The 24,745-nt window shown below is 61.2% G+C and carries 23 protein-coding genes and 1 pseudogene; 9 read left to right on the top strand and 15 right to left on the bottom strand.

Features of this window, described 5'->3' with window-relative positions; translation table 11 throughout:
- A pseudogene (locus BM317_RS28860) lies at positions 1 to 214 on the bottom strand (IS4 family transposase); the annotation flags it as partial.
- A 196-nt stretch (positions 215 to 410) separates the two neighbouring features.
- Between BM317_RS28860 and BM317_RS30590 the strand changes: the two are divergent.
- On the top strand, positions 411 to 971 hold the full coding sequence (locus BM317_RS30590) for a hypothetical protein (RefSeq protein WP_139236086.1): 561 nt from the start codon (positions 411 to 413) through the stop codon (positions 969 to 971).
- Between the two features lie 220 nt (positions 972 to 1,191).
- Here BM317_RS30590 and BM317_RS28855 read toward each other — a convergent pair whose 3' ends face one another.
- The 3 genes from BM317_RS28855 to BM317_RS28845 form a co-directional block, all read right to left on the bottom strand.
- A complete protein-coding gene (locus tag BM317_RS28855; RefSeq protein ID WP_256452353.1) occupies positions 1,192 to 1,359 on the bottom strand; it encodes a helix-turn-helix domain-containing protein in 168 nt (55 codons plus the stop codon).
- A 52-nt stretch (positions 1,360 to 1,411) separates the two neighbouring features.
- Positions 1,412 to 1,684, bottom strand: coding sequence for a hypothetical protein (locus tag BM317_RS28850; RefSeq protein WP_003198952.1), 273 nt, complete (start codon positions 1,682 to 1,684; stop codon positions 1,412 to 1,414).
- 411 nt (positions 1,685 to 2,095) lie between these two features.
- On the bottom strand, positions 2,096 to 2,827 hold the full coding sequence (locus tag BM317_RS28845; protein WP_092477120.1) for a DUF899 domain-containing protein: 732 nt from the start codon (positions 2,825 to 2,827) through the stop codon (positions 2,096 to 2,098).
- A gap of 298 nt (positions 2,828 to 3,125) precedes the next feature.
- On the opposite strand from BM317_RS28845, the gene BM317_RS28840 reads away from it, so the two are divergent.
- The gene (locus BM317_RS28840; RefSeq protein ID WP_060738698.1) at positions 3,126 to 3,518 is read left to right on the top strand and encodes a hypothetical protein; all 393 of its coding nucleotides are present in this window, start codon (positions 3,126 to 3,128) and stop codon (positions 3,516 to 3,518) included.
- A gap of 125 nt (positions 3,519 to 3,643) precedes the next feature.
- Here the strand turns inward: BM317_RS28840 and BM317_RS28835 are convergent, their stop codons facing one another.
- The 3 genes from BM317_RS28835 to BM317_RS28825 form a co-directional block, all read right to left on the bottom strand.
- Complete coding sequence (locus BM317_RS28835) at positions 3,644 to 4,510, bottom strand: DUF6279 family lipoprotein (RefSeq protein WP_092477118.1); 867 nt, start codon at positions 4,508 to 4,510, stop codon at positions 3,644 to 3,646.
- Between the two features lie 81 nt (positions 4,511 to 4,591).
- Complete coding sequence (locus BM317_RS28830; RefSeq protein WP_092477116.1) at positions 4,592 to 5,308, bottom strand: TorF family putative porin; 717 nt, start codon at positions 5,306 to 5,308, stop codon at positions 4,592 to 4,594.
- A gap of 189 nt (positions 5,309 to 5,497) precedes the next feature.
- Positions 5,498 to 5,686: a hypothetical protein gene (locus BM317_RS28825; protein ID WP_018607615.1), complete on the bottom strand. Its 189-nt coding sequence runs from the start codon at positions 5,684 to 5,686 to the stop codon at positions 5,498 to 5,500.
- Positions 5,687 to 6,025: 339 nt separating this feature from the next.
- Between BM317_RS28825 and BM317_RS28820 the strand changes: the two genes are divergently transcribed.
- A complete protein-coding gene (locus tag BM317_RS28820; RefSeq protein ID WP_092150980.1) occupies positions 6,026 to 6,862 on the top strand; it encodes a CvfB family protein in 837 nt (278 codons plus the stop codon).
- A gap of 421 nt (positions 6,863 to 7,283) precedes the next feature.
- The gene (locus BM317_RS28815; protein ID WP_092167346.1) at positions 7,284 to 8,738 is read left to right on the top strand and encodes an NCS1 family nucleobase:cation symporter-1; all 1,455 of its coding nucleotides are present in this window, start codon (positions 7,284 to 7,286) and stop codon (positions 8,736 to 8,738) included.
- Here BM317_RS28815 and BM317_RS28810 read toward each other — a convergent pair whose 3' ends face one another.
- Positions 8,739 to 9,911 carry an MFS transporter gene (locus BM317_RS28810; protein ID WP_092477114.1) on the bottom strand — a complete coding sequence of 391 codons (1,173 nt, stop codon included), beginning with the start codon at positions 9,909 to 9,911 and terminating at the stop codon, positions 8,739 to 8,741. It abuts the gene before it with no gap.
- A gap of 103 nt (positions 9,912 to 10,014) precedes the next feature.
- On the opposite strand from BM317_RS28810, the gene BM317_RS28805 reads away from it, so the two are divergent.
- Positions 10,015 to 10,908 carry a putrescine utilization regulator PtrR gene (locus tag BM317_RS28805; RefSeq protein WP_092167350.1) on the top strand — a complete coding sequence of 298 codons (894 nt, stop codon included), beginning with the start codon at positions 10,015 to 10,017 and terminating at the stop codon, positions 10,906 to 10,908.
- A gap of 139 nt (positions 10,909 to 11,047) precedes the next feature.
- Positions 11,048 to 11,176: a PA1414 family protein gene (locus BM317_RS31325; RefSeq protein WP_003198971.1), complete on the top strand. Its 129-nt coding sequence runs from the start codon at positions 11,048 to 11,050 to the stop codon at positions 11,174 to 11,176.
- 234 nt (positions 11,177 to 11,410) lie between these two features.
- On the opposite strand, the gene BM317_RS28800 is transcribed toward BM317_RS31325, so the two are convergent.
- From BM317_RS28800 to speB, 4 genes are all read right to left on the bottom strand, one after another.
- On the bottom strand, positions 11,411 to 12,799 hold the full coding sequence (locus BM317_RS28800; protein WP_092477112.1) for a sodium:solute symporter family protein: 1,389 nt from the start codon (positions 12,797 to 12,799) through the stop codon (positions 11,411 to 11,413).
- Positions 12,800 to 12,934: 135 nt separating this feature from the next.
- Entirely contained in the window at positions 12,935 to 14,473 is a 1,539-nt protein-coding gene (locus BM317_RS28795) for a purine-cytosine permease family protein (RefSeq protein WP_256574286.1), read from the bottom strand.
- Positions 14,474 to 14,522: 49 nt separating this feature from the next.
- Positions 14,523 to 14,930, bottom strand: a complete 408-nt coding sequence (locus BM317_RS28790) for a YybH family protein (protein WP_092167357.1) — start codon at positions 14,928 to 14,930, stop codon at positions 14,523 to 14,525.
- Between the two features lie 10 nt (positions 14,931 to 14,940).
- Positions 14,941 to 15,891: an agmatinase gene (gene speB, locus BM317_RS28785; RefSeq protein WP_003198979.1), complete on the bottom strand. Its 951-nt coding sequence runs from the start codon at positions 15,889 to 15,891 to the stop codon at positions 14,941 to 14,943.
- 333 nt (positions 15,892 to 16,224) lie between these two features.
- Here speB and BM317_RS28780 point away from each other — a divergent pair, with 333 nt between their 5' ends.
- The gene (locus BM317_RS28780; RefSeq protein WP_092167360.1) at positions 16,225 to 17,118 is read left to right on the top strand and encodes a LysR family transcriptional regulator; all 894 of its coding nucleotides are present in this window, start codon (positions 16,225 to 16,227) and stop codon (positions 17,116 to 17,118) included.
- Positions 17,119 to 17,120: 2 nt separating this feature from the next.
- Positions 17,121 to 17,717 (top strand): tRNA-uridine aminocarboxypropyltransferase, encoded by a 597-nt coding sequence (locus BM317_RS28775; RefSeq protein WP_092477108.1) that lies wholly within the window; start codon positions 17,121 to 17,123, stop codon positions 17,715 to 17,717.
- Positions 17,718 to 17,842: 125 nt separating this feature from the next.
- Here the strand turns inward: BM317_RS28775 and BM317_RS28770 are convergent, their stop codons facing one another.
- From BM317_RS28770 to BM317_RS28760, 3 genes are all read right to left on the bottom strand, one after another.
- Positions 17,843 to 19,207: an HlyD family type I secretion periplasmic adaptor subunit gene (locus BM317_RS28770; RefSeq protein ID WP_092477106.1), complete on the bottom strand. Its 1,365-nt coding sequence runs from the start codon at positions 19,205 to 19,207 to the stop codon at positions 17,843 to 17,845.
- Positions 19,208 to 19,392: 185 nt separating this feature from the next.
- Positions 19,393 to 21,552: a type I secretion system permease/ATPase gene (locus BM317_RS28765; RefSeq protein ID WP_092477122.1), complete on the bottom strand. Its 2,160-nt coding sequence runs from the start codon at positions 21,550 to 21,552 to the stop codon at positions 19,393 to 19,395.
- A 30-nt stretch (positions 21,553 to 21,582) separates the two neighbouring features.
- Entirely contained in the window at positions 21,583 to 22,941 is a 1,359-nt protein-coding gene (locus tag BM317_RS28760) for a TolC family outer membrane protein (RefSeq protein WP_072412345.1), read from the bottom strand.
- A gap of 455 nt (positions 22,942 to 23,396) precedes the next feature.
- On the opposite strand from BM317_RS28760, the gene BM317_RS28755 reads away from it, so the two are divergent.
- A partial coding sequence (locus tag BM317_RS28755) for a retention module-containing protein (protein ID WP_139236085.1) occupies positions 23,397 to 24,745 on the top strand: 1,349 nt, incomplete at its 3' end.

Below are 24,745 nucleotides of genomic sequence, written 5' to 3'. Positions count from 1 at the left end.
AGGACCGGTCGGCGCTCATTGCCTGGGACAAAAACATGGACAGCGTTTCGGTCGGGGGAAATAGCCGCTGGCGATGCTTGGGTATCGATGACTCGACACCCCGCAATAACTCAGGATCGGAGAGCAGCTTGAAGAAAGCATGAGCATTGCTGTTCGTGGCGTGCTGGCGCATACGGTGCTGTTGATGTCGGACGATTTGGCGTCTACGATTCACTCGGGCTGTGTCCTTGCTTGATCGGTGTGTGTTCGCAACTATCACCGTAGACCAAGGCCAGCCTTTTTTCATTTTTTCGCAGTCGTATCAGCTAGTTAGCTGTTAAGTAAGTGCCATTCAAATCTGTCCCCTTTTCTCTTAACATTGAAGGGATTAAGAATCCGGTAACGAAAATTAGATTTATTGGAGAGTAAAATTGACAATTCAGAAAGTTGATTTTGTTGAGTTGTCTCGCTTAATTGGTGAGCTGTCAGGAATGGTTGATTTTAAAAAGGATCTGCCTACGAATTTGTTTGTTGGAAATGGCTTTAAGTTTTGGTTTTTTGAGAGGCCATTGCTAGATTTTGTTGACGCGTTTAGTGAGTTGGTTTCAGAAAGTCTCTCAGGTTTTGGGGGGGATGTATTTATAAAATTTTCAGGAGAGGAGTTTTTGGCCGATAGCTGTTTTGCTATCAATGGAGATACTGTTGATGCGGACGCCTCTTGGGTTAGCGATAATTTTGAGGATTTTTTTGGTGGTAGGGTTGGTTATCCAGTGGTTTTGTTTAATGGGGCATTTGACTGGGTCGCTTTTGAAAGTTTGCGTGAAGAGTTTGGCGTGATTGCTGTTAAGGTGTCGAGTTTTCAGAATGGCTTTTTCGAATATTTGGAATCAAATTTCATTTCCTGTGATGGACTTTCAAAAATGTCATCCTCTAGCTCTGTAGAGGGTTTGATTGCAAAGGCCTTTGAGTTTTCATATTGCCGAAAAAAATGAGATTGCGGTTCTTCAGGAGAAAAGGGGACAGATTTGAATGGCACTTACTTAACGGCTAACTAGCTGATATGTCTGAAAAAAAGGCTGACCTTGGTCTACGGCTCTTCAGGGGTAGACCACATATCTGTGTAGATTGTTTGTACCCAAGAGATCCCGATCTGCGGGTTTGCTCGCCAGCATGTTGATTTTTTGCAGGTAGGAAAGCCCGCTTTCGTGTGATTCATCCCCTGGACAGTTCGGTCATTCCCTTGGCTCGTGCGAATACTTCCATCGCTTTGGCGATGTAGCTTGCATCGTCGGTTTCCCGGGCATCTCTCATGAACTCCGCAATGGCCTCTGGAGTACTGAGATATTCTGCGGGATCAAATTCTGTAAAGGTCTCAATCATTTTGCTCTCCGCGTATGTGAAAAACGGGCGACCCAAAGGTCGCCCGTTTTCGTTATTCAGCAGCTTGCGCTCGCAGCCGCCTCCCAATCACATCCAACACATCACATCCATCGCGAAGCGATATCGTCAGCAGCTTGCAAAAATCAGAAAGCACCACCGTATCGGAGCTGATATCCGAGCGGAACGCGATGTTTTCCAGCACCTGGGTCACGGTGCGGATGCGGTAGTCGGCGGTTTCGAAAAGGACGTCCAGCGGGGCTTCGGTATCGATGAGCAACGTTGCGGGGACACAGTCGATTCCTGTGATGGGCATATATCGATTCATTTTGAAGATCTCTGTTTGATTGGCTGAAAGCCATCACTCAATCGTCGCCAAACGATTGGGTGGTGGCTGTGCGCAGGTTGGCGAACCGGTTACAGAGAAAACCGGCAGATCCGAAGATCTCCCGCGCACAGCCGCCGTGGAATATAGCGGCTTTGCGGGTGCGTCGGTACCTGCAATCAGCCGGTAGCTTTCGCATTCTCTGTAATCGAGTCGCCAAACCCGAATCGCCTTTTTGGGCGACGGGGGACTATAGGCTGGCCCGCTCCAGTGCCACAAGACACCGCTTTCCGAGCTTCATGTAGGACGTTTGGCCTGGCATTTGTCGGTTTAAAGCAAGCGACTGCTGCGCAGTCGAGCGGGAGCAAGCTCCCTCGCCACGGGGATCGCGCTCGACTTGTGCGGGTTGGCGCATCAGCTGTGGCAGCAGCTGTGGGGCTTGGCCTCGTCGTATCTATCGTGATGCCGCACCCAGTCCATGATTTCGTCTTCGTTGCGGCCCTTGGGCGTCAGGTCGAGGTAGTTGTAGGTGCCGACCAGCATGTCCAGGCCACGGGCGTAGGTGGAGTAGGTGTGGAAGATGTCGCCGGCTTCGTTGCGGTAGAAGACGCTCAGGCCGGGGAGTTCGCCTTCGGTGGTGTCGGTTTTTTCGTAGTTGTAGGTGGCTTTTCCGGCGGCGACGTCTTCGGCATTGAGGGTAACGCCGAAGTCGGGGTTGAAGTCGCAGCCGTTGGACGAGACCCAGTCGAAGGTCCAGCCCATGCGGCGCTTGAACGGCTGGAACTCGGCGAACGGGGCGCGGGAGATGGCGACCACGGCCACGTCGTGGTGGGCCAGGTGTTGGTTGGCGCCGTCGATGTGGTCGGAGAGGAACGAGCAGCCCTGGCAGCCTTCTGTCCAGCCGGGGCCGAACATGAAGTGGTAGATGATCAGTTGGCTGCGGCCGCCGAACAGGTCGGCCAGGCTCAGTTCACCGTGGGGGCCTTGGAAACGGTAGGGTTTGTCGATTTTTACCCAGGGCAGGGCGCGGCGTTCGGCGCTGAGTTTGTCTCGTTCGCGGGTGAAGGCTTTTTCGTGGGCCAGGTGTTGGCGGCGGGCTGCGAGCCATTCTTCTCGCGAGACGATTGGATGATTCTCAACATTCATGATGAATTCTCCTGCGTGGCAGAGCCGCTGAGTCGGCACTTTCTGTAAGTGGTCGTCTGGCTCTGGATGAATTCGACAGGCCGTTGGTCGGTTTGTGAAGTAGCTAGCCGTTAAGCTTGTACAGTGCGCGGTTGGATTCAGGGCTGCTTCGCAGCCCAACGGGGATAAATCCCCTCGCCACAATGAATTGGATAGGCCTCAAGTAAACAACATTGCGCCCGGAAACCCGGCTGAACGGCGGCGCAGCACCTCGGTCACAACCTAGGTAGGCATCTCACTCTTCAGAGGATGGACCAGGATGACGACTTACAACTGGGACTTGATCGAAAAGTTGTTGCACGAAGTGCAGAACGGCGCCGGCCACAGTTTTACCCCTCGGCCTTATGCAGAGCAGTACGCGGCAGAGAAAACTGCTGCAGGCGAGGAGATCGAGAACCTCGATCATCTGAAAGCGGTCGCCGGGGAGTATGAAAAATTACTGCTGGAGCGTGGCTATATCGAGCCGCGGCCGGAGGAAGAGGGCGGCAATGGCGAGAACTTCGTGCTGACGCCCCGTGGCTCGCGGTTGTTGAGCCTGATCGACAGCAGCATTCCGGGCAATGATCATCCGCGCCAGGTGCTGGATGAGCAGGAGGATGCGCTGGATGAGCTTACTTTTGATGATTTGGCTTCCAAGGCGCAGATTGCCTGACGGTTGAGCGCAGACTCTGTGGGAGCGGGCTTGCTCGCGAAGGCGGTGTGCCAGTTAACAATGATGTCGACTGATACACCGCCTTCGCGAGCAAGCCCGCTCCCACATTGGGTTTTGTGATGGGTTTAGGAGCGCGCTGCTTTCAGGCACTTCAAATCAGTGAAGTCCTTCTTCACCCCGTCGATTTTCTTCAGCAGCCGTTCGCGCTGGGGCGGGGTGCTTTCGGCCATCAGGTCCACCAGCAGGCTGCGGGCCTGGGCTTCGGTTTTGCTGAAGGCCTCGCGGTAGGCCGGGGTCCAGAGGCTTTCGCGGTTGACCAGCAACTGCTCGATGCGTTTGGGAAAGTCAGGGTTGTGACGTTGGGCCACGGCTTCGCTGAACTGGTTTTGCCAGTGGGCGCGGTTGGCGATCCATTGCTGGTTCTGATCGCCCAAGGCAGTGGACCAGGCGACCACCCGCTGGCGCTGGGCGTCGTTGAGCGGGCCGAGCCAGTCGTTCAGGCGTTTGACCATGCGCTCGCTGCGCTCCTGGATCTGCTCCTGCAATGTCGGCTTGAGGTATTGCTGCTGGCGTTTGCGCTGGTCTTTGACGAAAGAGGCGTCCATGTCGTCGACTTGTTCGTCACTCAGGCCTTGCAGCAATTCGATGGCCGAGGGGGTGATGGCCCGGGCGGTTTCGGCGATGGCGGCCTTGGCTTCCTGGGTGCGTTGTTGCAGGGCTTCGTCGGTCACTTGATGGGTTTGCACCATGGTTTTCAAGCGATCCAGCCAGTCGAGGTAGCCGGGCAGTTGCGTCGTGCAGTGCCAGGTCAGGTGTTCCTTGAGGCGTTCGTCGAACCAGTCTTTTTGCTCGCCTTTGATCTCCAGATAATCGTTGAGGGTCCAGGGGATGATCAGGTCGAGGTTGCGGTAGGCCAGGCCTACGCGGCTGCAGGCGGTCAGCGTCAGCAGCAGGGCAATGAACAGGGCGGTGCGGGTCAACCAGCGCGACATGAGCGAGTCCTTGCAAAAGCGTAGGTGCTTTGTTGGAGCATGGCAGGCACGCAGCAGTTCAGCCGATCGAATACGTAACGCTTAGTAAAAAGGATGGGCCATCTTGAGGGTCAGCAGGCTGTCGCATTCGCTGTTGTGGCCGGAATACGCCGAGCAACTGCTGCCGCTGAGGCTTGAGTCGCTGTAGATCAGGTCCAGGTCGAGGCCCTTCCACGGACGGGAAATTTTCAACGACCAGTCGCTGAAACTGCCTACATAACCGTTCTCGACCGAGACCGGCGTATTGAGCTGGTGGGTGGTGTATTTGGCGCTGATGCCAATGCCGAACGGCACGTTGCCGCCCAGGTCGGCGAACAGCGTGCTGTTCTGTTTGTCGGGATCGTTGCTCAGGGCCGCGCCGAAACGGCTGCCGAGTACGGTCAGGCCGCCGTAGAACTCCTGGCTGTCGAGGGTATCGACGGTGGGGTAGCTGTAGTGGATCAGGCCGACTTCGTAGCCCAGGGTCTGGTCGAAGGGTTGTTTAAAGCCCATGTAGGAATCGACCTCAAGGTCGGCGGACGATGTCAGGCCGGCGCTGGGTGACCACTGGCCAACGTACCAGCCGCTGTCGTGGCTCAGGTCCAGGCCACCATGGAACGAACCGGTGCTCGACGGTGTGACCAGGCCCTGGGCCATGCTGCGGCTGGGGGTGGTGCCCAGTTTGAGGTCGAAGTCGCCGAGTTCGCGTTGGAACACCTGCCCCTGGGCGAGGGGGCACGTCAACAGGCTGATCGCCAGCGCAACAATAGGAATACGCATGCTTCACTCCATGAAATAGCGAGGAGCAGGAACTAAGCTGAAACGCTTGAGCTAGAGAGGTGCAAGGATACCGGCGAATGATCGGCAGCGAAGGCCGTTCGTCGATTCATGGGAAATGGATAGGGCGGGGAGGGTTCCAGTCCAAGCGCTTCGAAACTCAAAGCGCTTTGGGACCAGGTGACGCGCAGGTTACTTCTTGCCCAGGCTGATCTGCTTGGACGGGCCGAATGTCTGGCCGCTGACGCCTTTGGCAATTTGCTGGATCTCGCCGCCGGACTTGAGGAACGCAGCGATCTGGTCGTTGATCGACTCGCTGGTTTCAACGGCTGGAGCTGGCTTTGCTTTGCTGTTGGATGCTTTTACGCGCATGACGGCCATTAACCTGTAGATAATTAATTGGGCCAGGCATCGTACAGGAAATACTTGACAATTGCTTGGCAAATATCCTTCTGAATTATCGCCAGCGTGACGGGAATAATCAGCCGTTATCCGGCAATAATTGCCCTAAGCCTCTGTTTTAAATAACAACCGTGTGAAGAATGTTGTGCCGAGAAAGGACGGCATGCACCGTCTCCGGCCTGACGAATGGCTGTGCCTCGGACGCAAACCCAGGAAAATCAACGGTTGTGCCGGGCCTTCCAGGCAAACCTTGCCGGCGGCCACGAATCGCGCCGCAAAACCGGGTAGAATGCCGCCCACGCAATGAGGGTATTGGAAATGGCTTTAGTCGGGCGCTACAACAGTTTGCAAGTGGTTAAACACACTAACTTCGGTTTATATCTGGATGGCGGCGCGGACGGCGAAATTCTGCTGCCCAACCGTTATATCCCCAAGGATATTCCCAGCGAAGATGAAGACTGGCTCAATGTTTTTATTTATCTGGACAGCGACGACAAACTGATCGCCACCACCGAAAAACCAAAAGTGCAGGTCGGTGAGTTCGCCAGCCTGAAAGTGGTTGAGGTCAACAGCATCGGCGTGTTCCTGGACTGGGGCCTGCCCAAGGACCTGTTGCTGCCGTATTCCGAAGAAAAGCGCCAGATGACCGCCGGCGAATACTGCGTGGTGCACGTCTACCTCGACAAGCACACCCGCCGCATCACCGCCACGGCACGCCTGGATCGTTATCTGGACAAGACCCCGGCCAACTATACGCCGGGCCAGGAAGTGGATTTGCTGGTCGCCGAAGCCACCGACATGGGGTTCAAGGCGATTATCAATAACAAGCACTGGGGCCTGATCCACAAGAATGAAATCTTCAAGTTCATGCGCGCCGGCATGCAGGAAAAAGGCTTCATCAAGGAAATCCGCCCGGACGGCAAGATCAGCCTGAGCCTGCAACCGGTGGGCCAGGAAGCCGCCACCAGCCTGAACGCCAAGATCCTCGCCAAGTTGCGGGAGAACAACGGCACCCTGGCGGTCAGCGACAAGAGCGACCCGGCGCTGATCAGCAGCCTGTTTGGCGTGAGCAAGGGCAACTTCAAGAAGGCCATTGGTGCGCTGTACAAGAATGGGCAGATTGTCATTCATGGCGATCGCATTGAATTGAGCTGATCTCAGCCTAGCCCCAGCTTCGTGGCAAAAAGGATTCTATGTGGCGAGGGGATTTATCCCCGCTGGGCTGCGAAGCGGCCCCTAAGCCTGACGCCTCCGTGTGCCGGACAGAGCAAGTTAGCATCTTGCTTGGGGTCGCTTCGCGCCCAGCGGGGATAAATCCCCTCGCCACAGGAACTGCGCCCGCCTTTGGTCTGTATACAAAATCCTGCACCTTTAGCATGCACCCGCGCCCTGTTCGTGGGCGTATGCCTGTTCCTGCGCGGCGTTCCGCTGCGCTACACACCCCGGTTTGTCTCACATCCTGCGCCTATGGCACGCATTCTGCGTAGCAGCGCGTATACAAACCATGCCGGCTCCCGTGCGCAGTATGGTGAGCAGGTCGCTACGGGGGCACGGCGGTACTCAAAGGAGCCCCGCAATGTCCGAGCAATTGCCCAACGGCTACAGCCCCCGCCTCTATAACGAGGACCTGGGCCCGCTGCCGCAGAAATGGAATTGGTACAACATCTTCGCGTTCTGGATGAGTGATGTGCACAGTGTGGGCGGTTATGTCTTCGCCGCCAGTCTGTTCGCCTTGGGTCTGGCGAGTTGGCAGGTGCTTATCGCCTTGCTCGGCGGGATCTGCATCGTGCAGTTGATCGCCAACCTGGTCGCCAAGCCGAGCCAGCAGGCGGCGGTGCCGTACCCGGTGATCTGCCGACTGGCGTTCGGGGTGTTCGGGGCGAATATTCCTGCGGTCATTCGCGGTTTGATCGCCGTGGCCTGGTACGGCATTCAGACGTACCTGGCGTCCAGCGCGCTGATCATCGTGGTGCTGCGGTTTTTTCCTTCAATGGAGGTTTACGCGACGCCGCATTTTGCCGGTTTGTCCTACCTGGGTTGGTTCGGTTTCCTCAGCTTGTGGTTTGTCCAGGCGCTGGTGTTCTGGACCGGCATGGAATCGATTCGTCGTTTCATCGATTGGGCCGGGCCGGTGGTGTACGCCGTGATGTTCCTGCTGGCCGGTTGGATCGTGTGGAAGGCCGGTTGGAGCAACATCAGCTTCACCCTGGCGGAAAAGTCTTTGTCCGGCTGGCAGGCGTTCGGCCAAGTGATCGTGGCGACGGCCCTGGTGGTGTCGTACTTTTCCGGCCCGACCCTGAATTTCGGCGATTTCAGCCGTTACTGCCGGAGCATGTCTGACGTGCGCCGGGGTAATTTCTGGGGGCTGCCGGTGAATTTCCTGGCGTTCTCCCTGGTCACCGTGGTGATTGTTTCCGGGACCTTGCCGGTGTTCGGTGAAATGCTCCACGACCCGATTGCCACCGTGGCGCGCATCGACAACGACGTGGCAGTCTTGCTGGGGGCCTTTGCCTTCGTGACCGCCACCATCGGCATCAACATTGTCGCCAACTTCGTCTCGCCGGCCTTCGACTTCGCCAACGTCGCCCCCAGCAAGATCAGTTGGCGCGCCGGTGGCATGATCGCGGCGGTGGCGTCGATTTTCATCACGCCGTGGAACCTGTTCAACAACCCCGAAGTGATCCACTACACCCTGGACGTGCTGGCGGCGTTCATCGGCCCGCTGTTCGGGATCCTGCTGGTGGATTACTACCTGATCAAGAAGCAGCAGATCGACGTCGATGCCTTGTTCAATGACGGGCCGAGCGGGCGCTACTACTACAGCGGCGGCATCAACTGGACGGCGGTCAGGGCGTTGATTCCGGCGACGCTGATGGGCGTGGCGATCACCTTCACCCCCGTGCTGCAACCGATGGCCAACTTTGCCTGGTTCACCGGTTGCTTCCTCGGCGGGGTGTTGTATTTCGCCTTGGCGCGACGCGAGCCGGCCCCGCAGTCGAGCAAGGCGTTCAGCCCGGCCGGCCAGGCCTGATCAACGCAGGGCGGTCTGGGCACAAGGGCTCGCCGCGCCCCGGCTGGCGGGCCGCAGCACCAGGCCGCCGGCCAGCACCAGGCCGCTGCCGGCAATGATCAGCGCCGGTTGCAGGCCGCCGCTGAAATGGCTACTCAGCGCCGCCAGCAGGGGGCCGCTGAGTTGGCCCACAGCAAAGCAGGCGGTCAACAGGCCAGCGTTGCGCTGGGTGGCGTGGGGCGACAGTTCCCGGGAGCGCAGCATCACCAACTGCATGCAGGCCAGGAACGGTGTGCCACACAGGATCACCCCCAGTGCGAGCCCCGGTCCGCTGCCCAGCAGGCAGGCGAATACCCCGGCGGCTTGCAGCCAGAGCGTGCCGATCAACCAGCGGCCGGTGGTGTTCGGGTTCGGCCGCCGCCGGCTGACTAGCAACACCCCGCTGGCGGCGGCCAGGCCGAAGCAGGGCCAGAACAGATCGGCCAGCCATTGGCCGTGGAACTGCGCCGAGGCCATTTGCGACAGGAACGTGGCCGGAATGATGTAGCCCACGCCATACAGGGCGTACACCACGCCCAGTCGAGCGATGCCCGCGTTCGGCGAAGGGGCGGTCGGCCCAGCGACAGGTGGTGCGACGGCCGGCTGCGGCAGGATCGGCAAGATCGCCAGCAACATCGCCAAGGCCACACCGGCATACACCAGCCACAGGGTGGCGGAGGTCTGGCCCAGCAGGTTCGAGCCGAGGGCGAGCAGGCCCGTCAGGAAAATCCCCAGGCCCGGCCCGGCAAACACCAGGGCGCCGAGCCGTGGCCGTCCCACCGCCGTAGCCAAGGGTTGGCTCAGGGCGGTGATCATCACCATCACCCAGGCGCTCGCCACGCCGGTGCCGAAACGCAGCGCCAGGTGCGGCCAGAAGCCCCAGGCCCAGAACGACGCCAAGGTCAGCAGCACGCACAGCCACAGGCCGCCGAGCAACCGCCGCCGCACCTGTTCCGGACGACGGGCGAACATCGCATCGAGCGCACCGATGAAGTACCCCAGGTAGTTGGCGGCGGCAATCAGACCGGCGGCGGTCAAGTCGACCTGACCTTCGCCGATCAAATGAGGTAACTGGGGCGTCAGGGCGAAGCGGCCAATGCCCATGGCCATCATCAGCGCGATGAAACTGCCGAGCAGGCGAATAAGAGGTGACATGGTCGTTCTCCGGTGTCGGGGCGAATGACCGTCAGGCTAGGACTGATTGACTTTCATTAAAAATGAATAATAGTGAGTAACTTGTTCTTTTTTGGAGAAGGTCATGGAGTTCAGCCAACTGCGGATTTTCCAGGCCGTGGCCGAGGAAGGTTCCATCACCCGGGCCGCCGAGCGCCTGCACCGGGTGCCGTCGAACCTCTCGACCCGGCTCAAGCAGCTTGAAGAGCAACTGGGCGTGGACCTTTTCCTGCGGGAGCGTCAGCGTTTGCAGTTGTCGCCGGCAGGAAAAGTCCTGCTGGACTATGCGGCCAAGCTGTTCGCCTTGCACGACGAGGCCCATGCCGCCGTGCAGGGCGGGCAGCCGGCCGGGGATTTCCTGCTGGGCACGATGTACAGCACGGCGGCGACGCATTTGCCGGACCTGCTGGCGGCTTATCACCGGGCGTACCCGGCGGTGAACCTGCAAGTGCAATCGGGGCCCAGTGGTGAGCTGCTTGAAGGCCTGCTCACCAACCGGCTCGACGCGGCGCTGGTGGACGGCCCGCTGGAGCTGGCGGGGTTGGATGGCGTGCCGTTGTGCGACGAGCGGTTGGTGCTGATTACCGAGGCCGATCATCCGCCGGTACGCAGTGCTCTGGATGTACAGGGCCGCGCGGTGTTCACGTTCCGGCGTGGTTGCTCGTACCGGATGCGATTAGAGGCCTGGTTTGCCCATGATCACGCGACCATGGGCCGGGCGATGGAAATCGAGTCTTACCAGGGGATGCTGGCGTGTGTGATCGCCGGGTCCGGGGTGGCGTTGATGTCCGAGTCGATGCTGGCGAGCCTGCCGGGCCGCGAGCGGGTGACGGTGCATCCGCTGGCCGAGCCGTTCGCCAGCGCCACCACTTGGCTGATGTGGCGCAAAGGCATGGTCGGAGCCAACCTGAACGCCTGGATCGAGTTGCAACAACAGGCCTGGCCGCGGGGGCCAATGCTCACGGCGCAATCGGCTTGAACTCCGGGAGGTGGATTTGGATCAATTCAGTAACAGATCATTGCAAACTGAGACGAGCATTGCGTAGAACATCGGACTATTATCAGTGCGAAGGGGCCACAGAAATCTGCCGCTCGCACCACCCTGAGGGGGCACCACGATGAAAGAGAAAATCCAGAACTGGCTTCACGACTTGGGTGTCGCGCTTGGCCTGATCGAACCGCCAATGCAACCGGTACCGATCCGCACCGATGACGAGCAACGCCGCCGCCAACCGCGCCGCCGGTAAATACATCGCCGAATTTGGAGAGATCGCAGTTCCGGACCATTTCAATGGAGATGGCCCGGAACTGCGATCTTTTTATTGGCGATGTGCTTGCTCCCGCTGGGCTGCGAAGCAGACCCAAATCAGCCTCCTCAGCCCTTTCTGACACACCGAGGCGCCTGGCTTTGGGCGCGCTTCGCGCCCCAGCGGGGATAAATCCCCTCGCCACAGGTGCATTCGGCTTGATTGAGTTGTCGATCAAACCGCCTTGGCCACCGCACTCGGCCGTGGCGACAGCACGCTCACCAGCACAAAACTCACCAGCGCCACGCTCAGGCTGTAGTAGATCGGCGTGTTGGCGTCCAGGCCGTCCTTGAGCATGAAGAACAGCGCGGTCAAGAAGCCCAGCGACATGCTGGTGATCGCACCGGCGGTGGTGGCGCGTTTCCAGTAGATGGCGCCGATCAGCGGGATCAGCATGCCGCCCACCAACAGGTTGTAGGCCAGGGTCAGGGCGCTGATGACGTCGCTGACCACCAGGGCGATCACCAGGACCACCGCGCCCATCAGCAGGGTCGCGATGCGGTTCTCGTGGACGTCGCCACTGCCGCTCTCACGGCCCTGGCGCAGACGGGGCAGCAAGTCCTGGACCACCGTGGTGGACGCGGCGAGCAGGCCCGCGGCGGCGGTGGACATCAAGGCCGCCAGGGCCGCAGCGATCACCAGGCCGCGAATGCCGTTGGGGAGGCTGGTCTGCACCACGCTGGCGAAGGCGTTGTTGACGTTCTCCAGGTCCGGCAGCAACACCTTGGCCGCCATGCCGATCAACGCCCCGGCCAGGCCATACAGCACGCAGTACAGGCCGGCGGCGGTGCCGGCCACTTTGGCCACGCCTTCGCTGCGGGCGGTGAACACGCGCTGCCAGATGTCCTGGCCGATGAAGATGCCGAAGAAGTAGATCAGGAAGTAGGTGAGGATGGTGTCCCAGCCAATCGCGGTGAAGTCGAAGTAGCTGGCCGGCAGCTTAGCCACCATGGCATCCCAGCCGCCCGCGTCACTGATGGACATCGGCATCAACAGGAACACCAGGCCGACGGTCATGATCAAGAATTGCACGATGTCGGTGAGGGTCAGCGACCACATGCCGCCGATGGTGGAATACAGCACCACCACGCCACCGCCCACCAGGATCGACACCCAGAACGGCAGGCCGAACAACACCTGCATCACGGTGCCGATGGCAATGGTCGAGGTGGCGCCGATCATCAGTGCGTAAACCAGCATGATCAGCGCACTGGCCTGGCGCGCCGCCGGGTTGTAGCGGCGTTCCAGCACTTGGGTCACGGTGTAGATCTTGAGCTTGAGCAACGGTTTGGCGAGGAACAGGCTCAGGCCGACGATGCCCAGGCCGATGGCGCCGCACAGCCAGAATCCGGAAATGCCGTAGACGTAGCCCAGGCGCACGGTACCGATGGTGGACGCACCCCCCAGGACGGTGGCGGCCATGGTGCCCAGGTAAAAGCCCGGGCCGAGGTTGCGCCCGGCCACCAGGTAGTCGTCACGGGTCTTGGCGCGGCGCATGCCGTACCAGCCGAGGGCGATCATGCCGGCGGCATAGATGAGAACGACGATTAAGTCCAAAGCCATGGTGGCGTGTCTCCGATTGTCTTTTTTATAGGAAGGTCGGGATGAGTGATGCCCTTGTGGCGAGGGGATTCATCCCCGTTGGGCTGCGAAGCAGCCCCAAAACAGCCAACTCAATCCGTCTGGCACACCGAGGTGTCAGGGTTTGGAAGCGCTGCGCGCTCCAGCGGGGATAAATCCCCTCGCCACAGGTTCTGCGCTCGGCTGGTTTTTGCTCCGCGGATCATCTGGCCCATACACCGCGGCCGGTTCCGGAAACAACCCAAGCAGCACCAAGTACACCACCGAAGCCAGGCCCAGGGTCACCGGCAGGCTGATGTCGATCCCGCCGGCCAATTCCCCCAGCGGCCCGACGAACTGCCCCGGCAGGTTGACGAAGCACAACCCCACCAGCGCACTGGGGATCCACGCCCCCAGGCCGCGCCAGTTCCAGCCGTGGCTGAACCAGTAGCGCCCGCCGGTTTCACCGCGGGTGAACACTTGCAGGTCATCCGGGCAGTAGAAGCCGCGGCGCACCAGCAGGCCGATGATCATGATCACCATCCACGGAGTGGTGCAGGTGATGATCAGCACGGCGAATGTAGACACGCTCTGCACCAGGTTCGCCGCGAAGCGCCCGATGAAGATGAAGGCAATCGACAGCACGCCGATCAGCAGCGTGGCCTTGACCCGCGACAGCACCCGCGGGAACACGCTGGACATGTCCAGCCCGGTGCCATACAGCGACGTGGTGCCGGTGGACATGCCGCCGATCACCGCGATCAGGCACACTGGCAGGAAGAACCACCCCGGCGAAACCGCCAGCAGCCCGCCCACGTAGTTGTTGGCCGCGATGTAGTCCGGCGCCTTGATCGCCACGATGGTGGCGGTGGCGAGGCCGAACAGGAACGGGATCAATGTCGCCAGTTGTGCCGCGATCACGGCCAGCATGATGCGGCGCTTGGGCGTGTTGCGGGGGATGTAGCGTGACCAGTCGCCCAGGAACGCTCCGAAGGAAATCGGGTTGCTCATGGCTACCAGCGCCGCGCCGATGAAGGCCGCGTAGAAGCCCGGCTGGCCGAGGCTGACCGTGCCGGCGAACTGGCTGTCGAAGGTCGGTGCGAAGGCGAAAATGCCCAGCAGGAATAGCAGGCTGGCGGCCCATACGGCAATGCGGTTGACCCACAGCATGAAGCGGAAGCCGTAGATGCACACCGTCAACACCAGCAGGGCGAACAGGCCGTAGGCCAGGCCCAGGCTCAGGTCGGTTTCCGGCACGCCGACCAGCCGCTTGGCGCCGCCGATCAACGCATCGCCCGAGCTCCATACCGACAGCGAGAAAAACGCGATGGCGGTCAGCAACGAGAGGAACGAGCCGACGATGCGCCCGTGCACGCCGAAGTGCGCACCGGAAGACACCGCGTTGTTGGTGCCGTTGAGCGGGCCGAACAGGCCCATCGGCGCGAGAATGATCGAACCCACCAACACGCCCAGCACAATCGCCCAGACCCCGGCCTGGAACGACAAGCCGAACAGCACCGGGAAACTGCCGAGCACGGCGGTGGCGAAGGTATTGGCACCGCCGAAGATCAGGCGAAACAGGTCGCCCGGGCCGGCAGTGCGTTCGTGGTCCGGGATCTGTTCGACCCCGTTGGTTTCAATGTACGTAAGGCTTTTATCGTTATTGTTATGCATGATCTGCTCCGATCATCGAGGCGCATTCATCGGATGTGAATGTCGCCTGTTGCTAAGGGGATGGCAGCCCTTCCGGTATTGCGGACAAATGTTCGTGACAGGCCAGCCATAGGCCTTGTTGTTCTTGGCGAAACACAATGGTTTCGCGCTCCTGGCTACGGTGAAGCTCCCCTTGCAGGCGCAGCTCGGTGGCCACGTCATGGATGAAAATCGCCACGTCCCCTTGCAGGCTGACGAAGGCGTTGCTCGAGGTGCAGTTCAGCACCTCGAAGCCATCCTCGGACCGCCAGCGATCCCACAACGCCTGGTAGGCATCGCGTGACAGCAGGGGCTGTTCAAGGGTGTGGAACACGAAACTCGCATCGGCCGTGAACGCACCGAAGTAGGCGTCGCGGTCATTGCGGGCGAAGGCCGACACCAGCTCAGCGGCGGCCTTGAGGATTTGATCTCGATCGTTCATGGCCGCACCTTCAGCGATGCACCACGCCGGGCAGTACGCAGAGCATCTCGTACAGCAGGTTGGCGCCCAGCAGCGAGGTGTTGCCGGTGGTGTCGTACGGCGGCGAGACTTCTACCAGATCGCAACCGACCAGGTCGAGGCCCTGGCAGCCCCGCACGATTTCGATCGCCTGGATGGTGGTCAGGCCGCCGATTTCCGGGGTGCCGGTGCCGGGCGCCCAGGCCGGGTCGATGCCGTCGATGTCGAAGCTCAGGTACACCGGGCCGCCGCCGACTTTCTCGCGCACTTCGGCCATCAACGGCGCCAGGGATTTGTGCCAGCACTCTTCGGCCTGGACCACGCGAAAGCCCTGGTTGCGGCTCCAGTTGAAATCATCGGCGGTGTAGCCCTGGGCCCGCAGGCCGATCTGCACGACGCGGTCGCAATCGAGCAGGCCTTCCTCCACGGCGCGGCGGAAGGTGGTGCCATGGGCGATCTTCTCGCCGAACATGTGGTCGTTCACATCGGCGTGGGCGTCGATGTGCACCAGGCCGACCTTGCCGTGTTTCTTGTGGATCGCCCGCAGGATCGGCAGGGTGATGGTGTGATCGCCCCCCAGGGTCAGGGGGATGACGTTGTGTTCGAGGATCTTGTGGTACGACTCTTCGATGATCCGCACCGCGTCCAGCAGGTTGAAGGTGTTGATCGGCACATCGCCGATGTCCGCCACCGACAGTGAGTCGAACGGCGCGGCGCCGGTGGCCATGTTGTAGGGGCGGATCATCACCGATTCGGCGCGGATCTCGCGAGGACCGAACCGGGTGCCGGCGCGCAGGGAGGTGCCGATGTCCAGCGGTACGCCGACGAAGGCCGCGTCCAGGCCGGCAGCGGTTTGCAAATGGGGGAGTCGCATCATGGTGGCGATGCCGCCGAAGCGCGGCATTTCGTTGCCGCCCAGTGGTTGGTGAAGAATCTTGTCCACGGGTAGGGCCTCATCGTTGTTTTACTTATCAGGGGCCGATTCTGCGAAAAGCCGTTGCCTTGAAGAATCGCTGGCGGCAAATACTTAGTTCAGATTTTTCTAAACTAATGGCGGGCGGGGCGATAGACTTCGCGGCAGCACGGTCCCCCTGTTTGGATTGGGAAATAGTGGCCCCTGTGGCGAGGGGACTTATCCCCGCTGGGGCGCGAAGCGGCCCTAAAACCTGAAAGCTCGGTGTGTCAGGAAAATGGTATTGGGGCTGCTTCGCAGCCCAGCGGGGATGAATCCCCTCGCCACAAAGTTTGCATTGACTCGATTGTATGGAGCCCCCCAATGGCCAACGCTCTACCCGACCTGAAACTGCTGCGCATTTTTGTCAGCGTGGTTCGGCACCAAGGGTTCGCCAATGCCCAGCACGAACTCAACCTGTCCACGTCGGCCATCAGCACCTACATGAGCCAACTGGAATCGGCCTTGGGCCTGGTGTTGTGTCATCGCGGCCGGGGTGGCTTCAGCCTGACCAGCAAGGGCGAGCTGTTCCATCAGGAAACCTTGCGCCTGCTGGGCGAGCTCGAAGGGTTCGAGCAGTACGCCGCCGCGCTTAAAGGGGAACTGCGCGGCACCTTGAACCTGGGGGTGATCGACTCCACTGTCAGCGACAAGGCCTTGCCGTTCGCCGAAGCCATCGGCGCCTACAGCCAGGAACATCCGGCGGTGCATTTGCACCTGTCGGTCATGAGCCCTTACGAGCTGCAACTCGGCGTGCAGGACAATCGCCTGGACCTGGCCATCGGTGCGTTTTCCACGCGCATGAGCGGGCTGGTCTACATGCCGCTGTACCGTGAACAGCACTGGTTGTATTGCAGCAACCGTCACCCGTTGTTCAACGAGCGGCGTATTCCCGAGCAGGTCATCACCCAGCAGCGCATGGTCGGGCGCGGTTACTGGAGCCAGGCCGAACTGGCCCGCCACGGCTTCAAGCACAGCGCGGCGACGGTGGAGAGCATGGAGGCACAGTTGATCCTGGTGCTGTCCGGTGCGTACATCGGCTACCTGCCCGAGCACTACGCCCAGGCTTGGGCCGACAAGGGCGATCTGCGGGTATTGCTGCCGGCCACTTTCGGCTATCAGGCACCGTTTTCAATGATTGTGCGCCGTGGCCGCAGCCGCGAGCCGCTGATCCAGACCTTCCGTGATTTGCTCAAAGCTCAACTGAACCAGGCCTGACCATGTCCAGAGTCCAATGCCCGCGTTGCCACAGGCCACAAAACCATTGCCTGTGCCCGCTGATCCCCAGCCTCGACAGCCGCACCCGCGTCTTGCTGTTGCAGCATCCCAGTGAAGTGAACCACGCCTTGAATACCGCCCGGCTGGCGGCGTTGGGGCTGAGCAACGCCGAGTTGATCGTGGGCGAGGTGTTCGAGGATTTGCCCCGGCTGCTGAACCCACCGGGTTATCAGGCGCGGTTGTTGTTTCCTGGCGACGAGGCGCTACCGTTGCAGGCCCGCGCGCCGTCCGATGAGCCGATCCTGCTGGTCGTCCCGGATGGCACCTGGCGCAAGGCGCGCAAGCTGCTGCACCTCAATCCGCTGCTGGCGGCACTGCCGAGGGTGACCCTGGCCGAAGGCGCTGTGTCCCGTTACCGCTTGCGCAAGGCGCCCGGGCCGGGGGCGTTGTCGACGGTGGAGGCGATTGTCCAGGCGTTGCAGACGCTGGAGGCGCCGACGAGTTTCGAACCGTTGTTGAGGCCCTTCGAAGCGCTGATCGAAGGGCAGATTGTGGCGATGGGGGAGGAGACTTACCAGAAGAACCATGGAAGGAGATGATCGTTCCCACGCTCTGCGTGGGAATGCATCCTCTGACGCTCTGCGTCACATCCGCGAAGGGGACGCAGAGCGTCCCGGGCGGCATTCCCACGCTGAGCGTGGGAACGATCAGTCTCAGCCAAAACCTACCGCTCGCGCATCGCCTCGGTCCGCGCCTTCAACACCGGCTTGAGCAGGTAATCCAGGACACTTTTCTCCCCGGTAATGATATCCACCGTCGCCACCATTCCCGGAATGATCAGTAACGGCTTGGCATCCCCGCCCAAGTGGTTTTTGTCGGTGCGCACCTGGATCAGGTAGAAGCTGTTGCCCTTGTCATCGGTGATGGTGTCGGCGCCGATCAGTTCGAGCTTGGCGCTCAGCCCGCCATAGATCGTGTAGTCGTAGGCGCTGAACTTGACCATGGCTTTCTGCCCCGGATGCAGGAACGCCACGTCCTGGGGGCGGACCTTGGCTTCGATCAGCAGGTTGTCTTCCAGGGGCACGATTTCCACCATGTCGTTGCCCGGCTGCACCACGCCGCCGATGGTGTTGACCTTCAGTTGCTTGATCACCCCATGTACCGGCGAGACCACCGTCGTGCGGGTCACGCGGTCGTCGATGGCGATGCTCGAGGCGGTGATTTTCGACAGTTCGGTACGTTTCTCGTTGAGGTCCTTGGCCGCCTCGGAGCGGAAGGTCTGTTCCGATTCGTCGATCTTGCTCTTGATCTCGTTGATCGCCGATTCGGCCCGGGGAATCGCCAGGGTGGTGGCGTTGAGCGAACCGCGGATTTCCACCGCGCTGCGCTTGAGCCGCAGGATCTCCACCGGCGACACAGCCCCGGTGCGCACCAGCGGCGCGGACATGTTCATTTCTTCCTGCAGCAAGGCCAGGGCCGAGCTGAACTGGCCTTGCTTGGAGCGAAACTCCGCCAGCTCCTGGGTCTTCTGCCGCAGCTGTTCGGTCAGGGTCCGTTGTTCGCTGGCCAGGCGCCGTTGGCGTTGTTCGTACAGCGAACGCTCGTCCTCTGCCACTTGCGGGGCCTTGGCGGTGACTTCTGCCGAGAGCGCGAATGGCCGCCCTTCGGCCTCGGCCGACAGACGCTCGACCTGGGCTGTCAGCGCGTAGCGGTCGGCCTCGCTCTCGCCTTTGTTCGATTGATATCGCGTGTCATCCAGGCGCAGCAGGGTGTCGCCCTTGTTCACCATCTGGCCTTCGCGCACGAATATCTCGGTGATGATGCCGCCCTCCAGGTTCTGGATCACCTGGATCTTGCTCGACGGAATCGCCTTGCCTTCGCCGGTGGTGACTTCCTGCAAGACCGCCAACTTCGCCCAGACCAGCCCGGTGATGATCAACCCGGCGGCCAGCCACACGGTAACCCGCGAGCGCCGGGGCGAATCCTGCAGCGTGGCGCCGGCGGTTTCCGGCATGAACTCGCTTTCGGCGCTTTTGCTGAAACTGCCGAAGTAGCTTCGGGCGGTTGAATCCGGTGTTTGGGCAGACATGGGCGGTACCCGTCGGTTAAGTGAAGTGGAGCTGGTCGCGGTTTTTTGTGGCGAGGGGATTTATCCCCGCTGGGGCGCGAAGCGGCCCTAAAACCTGAAAGCTCGGTGTGTCAGGAAAATGGTATTGGGGCTGCTTCGCAGCCCAGCGGGGATAAATCCCCTCGCCACAGGTACGGTGTGGGTTGTTAAACCGTCGCCGTCCCCACCCGTCCCTTGCGCAATGCATCGATGACCGCTTCCTTCGGCCCATCCGCCACGATCCGGCCGTTATCCAGCACCACCAACCGGTCCACCAGGCTCAGCATCGAGGTGCGGTGAGTGACCAGCAGCACCGTCTTGCCCTGTACATGGGTGTGAAGCTTCTGCCGCAGGACGTCTTCGCTGCTGTTGTCCATGGCGCTGGTGGGTTCGTCCAGCAGCAGGATCGGCGGGTCGAGCAACAAGGCCCGGGCCAGCAGCACGGCTTGGCGTTGGCCGCCGGACAGCAACTGCCCGCGCTCGCCCACCGGGCGGTCGAAACCTTGGGGATGCTGGCGCGCCAGTTCGGTGACTCCGGTCAGTTCCGCCACTTCCAGCATGCGCGTATCACTGATGTAGCGCGCGCCCAGGGTGAGATTGTCCCGCAGGCTGCCGGCCAGCAGCGGCAGGTCATGGGCGACGTAGCCGATCTGTTGGCGCAGGTCGGCGACGTCCAGTTGCCGCAGGTCCAGGCCATCGAGCAGCAATTGGCCTTCCTCCGGGGCATAGAAACCCATCACCAGGCGCGCCAGGGTGCTCTTGCCCGAGCCACTGCGGCCGATGACCCCGACCCGTTCGCCGGGCTTGAGGCTGAAACTGATATTGGCCAGCGCCGGGGCGCTCTGGCCGTTGTAGTGGAATGTCACGCCGTTGACGTCCAGTGCGCCCTGCAATTGGGTACGGTCCAACGGCCGCTGCTTGGCGTCTCGCTCCTGGGGCAACGCCATCAAGGCATCGGTGCTGCGCATGGTGAGCTGGGCTTGCTGGTAGCGGGTGATCAGCCCGGCGATCTGCCCGAGCGGGGCGAGCACCCGGCTGCCGAGCATGTAGGTCGCCACCAGCGCGCCGACGCTGAGGTTGCCGGCAATGATGCTGTAGACCCCGGCGACGATGGTCGCCATGCCGGCCAGTTGCTGCAGGAACAAGGTGCCATTGGTCGCCAGTGCCGAGAGGTTGCGCGCATGGCTGTCCAGGCGGGTAAGAGCGCCGTGGGTGCTTTCCCATTGATGCTGGCGCTCGCTTTCGGCGCTGCAGGCCTTGAGGGTTTCCAGGCCACCGAGGGTTTCGATCAGCAGGGCCTGGCGCTGGGCGCCGAGGGCGAGGCTTTTTTGCACGGTGTCGCGCAGGCGCACCTGGATGATCATGGCGAAGACGATGGTGATCGGAAACGCGATCACGGGAATCACCACCAGCCAGCCGCCCAGCAGGCCGATTACGACGAGCATCAGCAGGGCGAAGGGCAGGTCGATCAGGCTGGTGAGCGTCACTGCCGTGAGGAATTCGCGCAGGCCCTGGAAGTCGTGGATGCTCTGGGCGAAGCCGCCGATGGTCACCGGCTTGGCCTTCATCGCCATGCCGGTGATGCGTTCGAACAGGGTGGCGGACAGAATCACGTCGGTTTTCTTGCCGGCGGTGTCCAGCAGATGGGCGCGCACCACCCGCAGCACCAGTTCGAAGCCGGTACCGATCAACAGCCCCACGGCCAGTACCCATAAGGTGGACGTGGCCTGGTTCGGGACCACGCGGTCGTAGGTCTGCATGACGAACAGCGGCACCATCAGCCCCAGCAGGTTGATCAGGAAACTCGCCAGGATCGCGTCGCTGTACAGCCAGCGCGACAGTTTCAAGGTGTCGCGAAACCACGCCTCGACCCGGGGTACCAGGGGCGAGCGCAGGTCTTCGAGTTCATGGCGCGGCCGGGCGAATAACGCCTGGCCGCTGTAATCGGTGGTCAGTTCCTCGCGGCTGACCCACTGCTCGCCGCCATCGGCTTCGCTGGGCAGGATCAGCGCCTTGCCATCCTCGCCCCAGCGCCGTAATACCGCGCAACGGCCCCCCGCCAGGATCAGCATCACCGGCAGGTTCAGGGGGGAGATGTCCGCCAGCTCACGACGCAACAACCGCGCCTGCAAGCTCGCCCGGGCCGCTGCGCGGGGCAGCAGGTCCAGGCTCAAGCGTTGGTGCGCCATAGGGAGCCCGGCGCTGAGGCTGGCGCGGCTGACCGTCGCGCCATGGAGTTTGCAGAGGATCAACAGGCCGTCCAGCAAGGGATCATCGAAGTTCAGGCGCGGATCGGCGCCGAGGGTGGTGGGTTCCATGCTGGTCACAGTGTTCGCTCCCATTTTTTTTGGAGGGGGCTACTTCAGTTCCGGCAGCCGTGCCTGGTTCTTGACTTCGGTCTGCGCGACCGCATCGGCCGGCAGCACGATCCGTTGTTTGTGCAACAGCAGGCCCATGTTCGCCAGCACCCGGTACATCGAGTACTCCTCGGTGTAACGCACCTCGGTGTAGCGGCGGTTGGCGTTGTACAGCTCGTTTTCGCTGTCGAGCAGGTCGAGCAGCGTGCGCTGGCCGAGCCCGAACTGGTCCTGGTACGCGGCGCGCACACGGGCGGTGGTGTCGGCATATTCGCGGGCGGTGGGGGTCTGTTTGCGGGCGTTGAGCATCGCGTTCCAGGCCAGGCGCGTGTCTTCGTTGAGCTGGCGCAGGGCGTTGTTGCGAATGTCCATGGCCTGGTTGATCTGGTGGGCGTTGGACGCCAGCCGCGCCTTGTCGCTGCCACCGCGGAACAGGTTGTAGTTCATCACCACACCCACGCGCCAGTTGTTGTCGTGGCCTTCTTCGCCGCCGAGGTTGTTGTTGGCGCCCACCGCTGCTTCGGCATCGAAGCGCGGGTAGAAGGGCGACTTCGCCACTTCATATTGGCTCTCGGCGGACTGTATGTCGGCCTGGGCCGATTTCAGGTACGGGTTGTTATCCACCATGCTTTGCTGGGCTTCGCGCAGGTCGGCGGGGATTTCGCCTTTGGTCGAGGGCGGCGCCTCCAGCTCATCGGGCATGCGTCCGACCACGCTGTAGAAGTTCGCCTCGGCGTCCGCCAGGTCCACCTGGGCGGTGTCGTAATTGTTTTCCGCCAGGGCCCGACGGGCATTGGACTGGTCGGAGTCGGCCGTACTGCCGACCCCTCGCTCGGTGCGCAGGCCGATCTGGTCGTTGACCCGCAGGTGCGCCTGAAGGTTGTTCTTGGCCAGGGTCACCAGCTCGCGCCGCTTGAGCACTTCCAGGTAGACCTCGATGGTACGCAGCGCCAGATCCTGGGCGGTGCCCTGGGCGTAATAGGCCCGGGAATTGACCACGCCCTGGGTGCGCTGCACTTCATTGGCGGTGTTGAACCCGTCGAAGATCATCTGCCGCAGGCGCAGCTCCGATTGGGTGTAGGTCAGGATATTGGTGTGGTGGTTGCCCAGGGCACGGGTGTTGGTGTTGTCGCTGTAGCCGCGGCCGTAACCGGCATTGAGGTCCACCGATGGGAAAAAGCCCCCTCTGGCGACCTTGACGTCTTCATTGGCCGACAGACGGCTGTCCACCCGTTGTGCCAGTTCCGGGTGAGTCGCGATGGTGCTCTGGATCGCCTCGGTCAACGACATGGCCTGCGCCTGAGAAGAGCAGGCCATGGCCAGCAAAACCGCGCTGCAGAGGGGGGTTAGAACGCGCATGGGGTGCATCTCCTGAGGTCTGTAGTGCTTCGCTTGTCGCCAAAATATTGACGTATTTAAGATCAAAACCGTTTCAACCTTGTAACAACACAGCTAAGAACATCCTGAGCAAAACCTAAGAAGAATTTCTCATAATGATTATTCCGAAAAAAACTTATGAGCTTGAAAAAAACCGGCACATTGTTCAAAGCGAAAGCCTTTGAATCTGCGGGTTCTGACGGCTTTTAGGCGTCAATAAAAGTTTCATGCAGATTTTTAAGCGACGTGAAGAAGTGCCGAAATGGCGATGTGAGAAGCGGTTTTTTGTGACGGTTTTTTGTCGTTTAGGCGAATTGCCAGCACCTTCTGCTTTCGCGAAAGCTGGCAGATTTTCCAGCTTTTGGGGTCGCCTAACCCGAGGACGAATTCTTCACCCAGACAGGTGCCGATTGCGGTCGGCAACGGAGGAAATGCACATGGCAGCGCTCATCGGTATCGTCAGCAAAGTGGTCGGGCAAGTTTTCGCAGAAGCGGCCGGTGGCCTGCGGCGGCCTTTGGTCGAAGGCGATCGGCTCTATGCCGGCGAACACCTGGTCACCGGTGCCGAAGGGGCCGTGGCTGTGCATCTGCAGAACGGCCAGTCGTTGACCCTGGGCCGCGAAAGCAACCTGACCCTGACCCCGCAGCTGCTGGCCAACCAGGCGCCTCATGTCGACACGCCCGACACGACGGCACCGAGTGACGCGCAACTGACCGATGTGCAGAAGCTGCAGCAAGCCATCGCTGCCGGTGCCGACCCGACCCAGACCGGCGAAGCCACGGCCGCCGGCCCTGAAGGTGGCAACCCGGGTGGTGTAGGCGGTGGGCACAGTTTTGTGCTGTTGGAAGAGGTCGGCGGGGAGGTCGATCCGCTGATCGGTTTTCCGACGGCCGGGTTCAACGGGATTCCCGAATTTCCACAGCTACGCTTGGCCGGTGACCCGGATAACACCGGCGACGATGCAACCCCGCCGGTAACCCCAGAGACGCCGGACAACCCCGTGACCCTCGACGGGGTCAATGTCGAGGGCGGCGAACTGACCACCAACGAGGCCAATCTGGCCGATGGTTCGGCCAGCAATCCGGGGGCGCTGGTGCAAAATGGCACCTTCACGGTGTCCGCGCCTGACGGGCTGAGCAGCCTCAGCATCGGCGGCATCAACGTGATCAGTGGCGGCGTGCCCGCAGGCTTTCCTCAGACCATCACGTCGGCGCTGGGCAACACGTTGACCATCACGGGCTATGACCCCACCACGGGGGTGGTCAGTTACACCTACACCCTGAAGGACAATGAAACCCATCCTGCCGGCGGCGGTGCCAACAACATTACCGAGCAGTTCCCCGTGGTGGCCGTCGACACCGACGGCGACACGGCCACCGGCACCCTGGACGTCAACATCACCGATGACGTGCCCCAGGCGATCGACGACAGCCACGCGAACACGGCGTCGGAAACCCTGGTCACTCTTACCGGCAACGTATTGCCAAACGATCACCAGGGCGCCGATCGGATCCCCACCGGCCCCGACAGCGGGCCGATCATTGGCGGGACGTTCACCGGCACCTACGGCACCTTGGTGCTCAACCCCAACGGCACGTACACCTACACACTGAACACCAGCGACCCGCAATTCGTCGCGTTGCATGGTGGGGGCAGCGGTACCGAGACGTTCACCTACACGCTCACCGACGCCGACGGCGACACCAGCACCGCGAACCTGGTGCTGCAAGTGCACAACAACGACGACCCGGTGATCATCACCGGCCTCGACACCGAGGGCGGCGA

Source organism: Pseudomonas sp. NFACC24-1 (assembly GCF_900115235.1).
In the GTDB taxonomy this organism is placed as follows: domain Bacteria; phylum Pseudomonadota; class Gammaproteobacteria; order Pseudomonadales; family Pseudomonadaceae; genus Aquipseudomonas; species Aquipseudomonas fluorescens_AA.
Note: the sequence above shows the minus strand (reverse complement) of the source record. Positions and strands in the feature narration are given on the sequence as shown.

Coding starts and splice junctions, on each gene's coding strand:
- BM317_RS28775 (WP_092477108.1), top strand. CDS start 17,121: ATGTCCAGAGTCCAATGCCCGCGTTGCCACAGGCCACAAAACCATTGC.
- BM317_RS28815 (WP_092167346.1), top strand. CDS start 7,284: ATGTCCGAGCAATTGCCCAACGGCTACAGCCCCCGCCTCTATAACGAG.
- BM317_RS28790 (WP_092167357.1), bottom strand. CDS start 14,930: ATGAACGATCGAGATCAAATCCTCAAGGCCGCCGCTGAGCTGGTGTCG.
- BM317_RS28835 (WP_092477118.1), bottom strand. CDS start 4,510: ATGTCGCGCTGGTTGACCCGCACCGCCCTGTTCATTGCCCTGCTGCTG.
- BM317_RS28830 (WP_092477116.1), bottom strand. CDS start 5,308: ATGCGTATTCCTATTGTTGCGCTGGCGATCAGCCTGTTGACGTGCCCC.
- BM317_RS28820 (WP_092150980.1), top strand. CDS start 6,026: ATGGCTTTAGTCGGGCGCTACAACAGTTTGCAAGTGGTTAAACACACT.
- BM317_RS28825 (WP_018607615.1), bottom strand. CDS start 5,686: ATGGCCGTCATGCGCGTAAAAGCATCCAACAGCAAAGCAAAGCCAGCT.
- BM317_RS28780 (WP_092167360.1), top strand. CDS start 16,225: ATGGCCAACGCTCTACCCGACCTGAAACTGCTGCGCATTTTTGTCAGC.
- BM317_RS28845 (WP_092477120.1), bottom strand. CDS start 2,827: ATGAATGTTGAGAATCATCCAATCGTCTCGCGAGAAGAATGGCTCGCA.
- BM317_RS28770 (WP_092477106.1), bottom strand. CDS start 19,207: ATGTCTGCCCAAACACCGGATTCAACCGCCCGAAGCTACTTCGGCAGT.
- BM317_RS28855 (WP_256452353.1), bottom strand. CDS start 1,359: ATGATTGAGACCTTTACAGAATTTGATCCCGCAGAATATCTCAGTACT.
- BM317_RS28760 (WP_072412345.1), bottom strand. CDS start 22,941: ATGCGCGTTCTAACCCCCCTCTGCAGCGCGGTTTTGCTGGCCATGGCC.
- BM317_RS28850 (WP_003198952.1), bottom strand. CDS start 1,684: ATGAATCGATATATGCCCATCACAGGAATCGACTGTGTCCCCGCAACG.
- BM317_RS28840 (WP_060738698.1), top strand. CDS start 3,126: ATGACGACTTACAACTGGGACTTGATCGAAAAGTTGTTGCACGAAGTG.
- BM317_RS28810 (WP_092477114.1), bottom strand. CDS start 9,911: ATGTCACCTCTTATTCGCCTGCTCGGCAGTTTCATCGCGCTGATGATG.
- BM317_RS28805 (WP_092167350.1), top strand. CDS start 10,015: ATGGAGTTCAGCCAACTGCGGATTTTCCAGGCCGTGGCCGAGGAAGGT.
- BM317_RS28800 (WP_092477112.1), bottom strand. CDS start 12,799: ATGGCTTTGGACTTAATCGTCGTTCTCATCTATGCCGCCGGCATGATC.
- BM317_RS31325 (WP_003198971.1), top strand. CDS start 11,048: ATGAAAGAGAAAATCCAGAACTGGCTTCACGACTTGGGTGTCGCGCTT.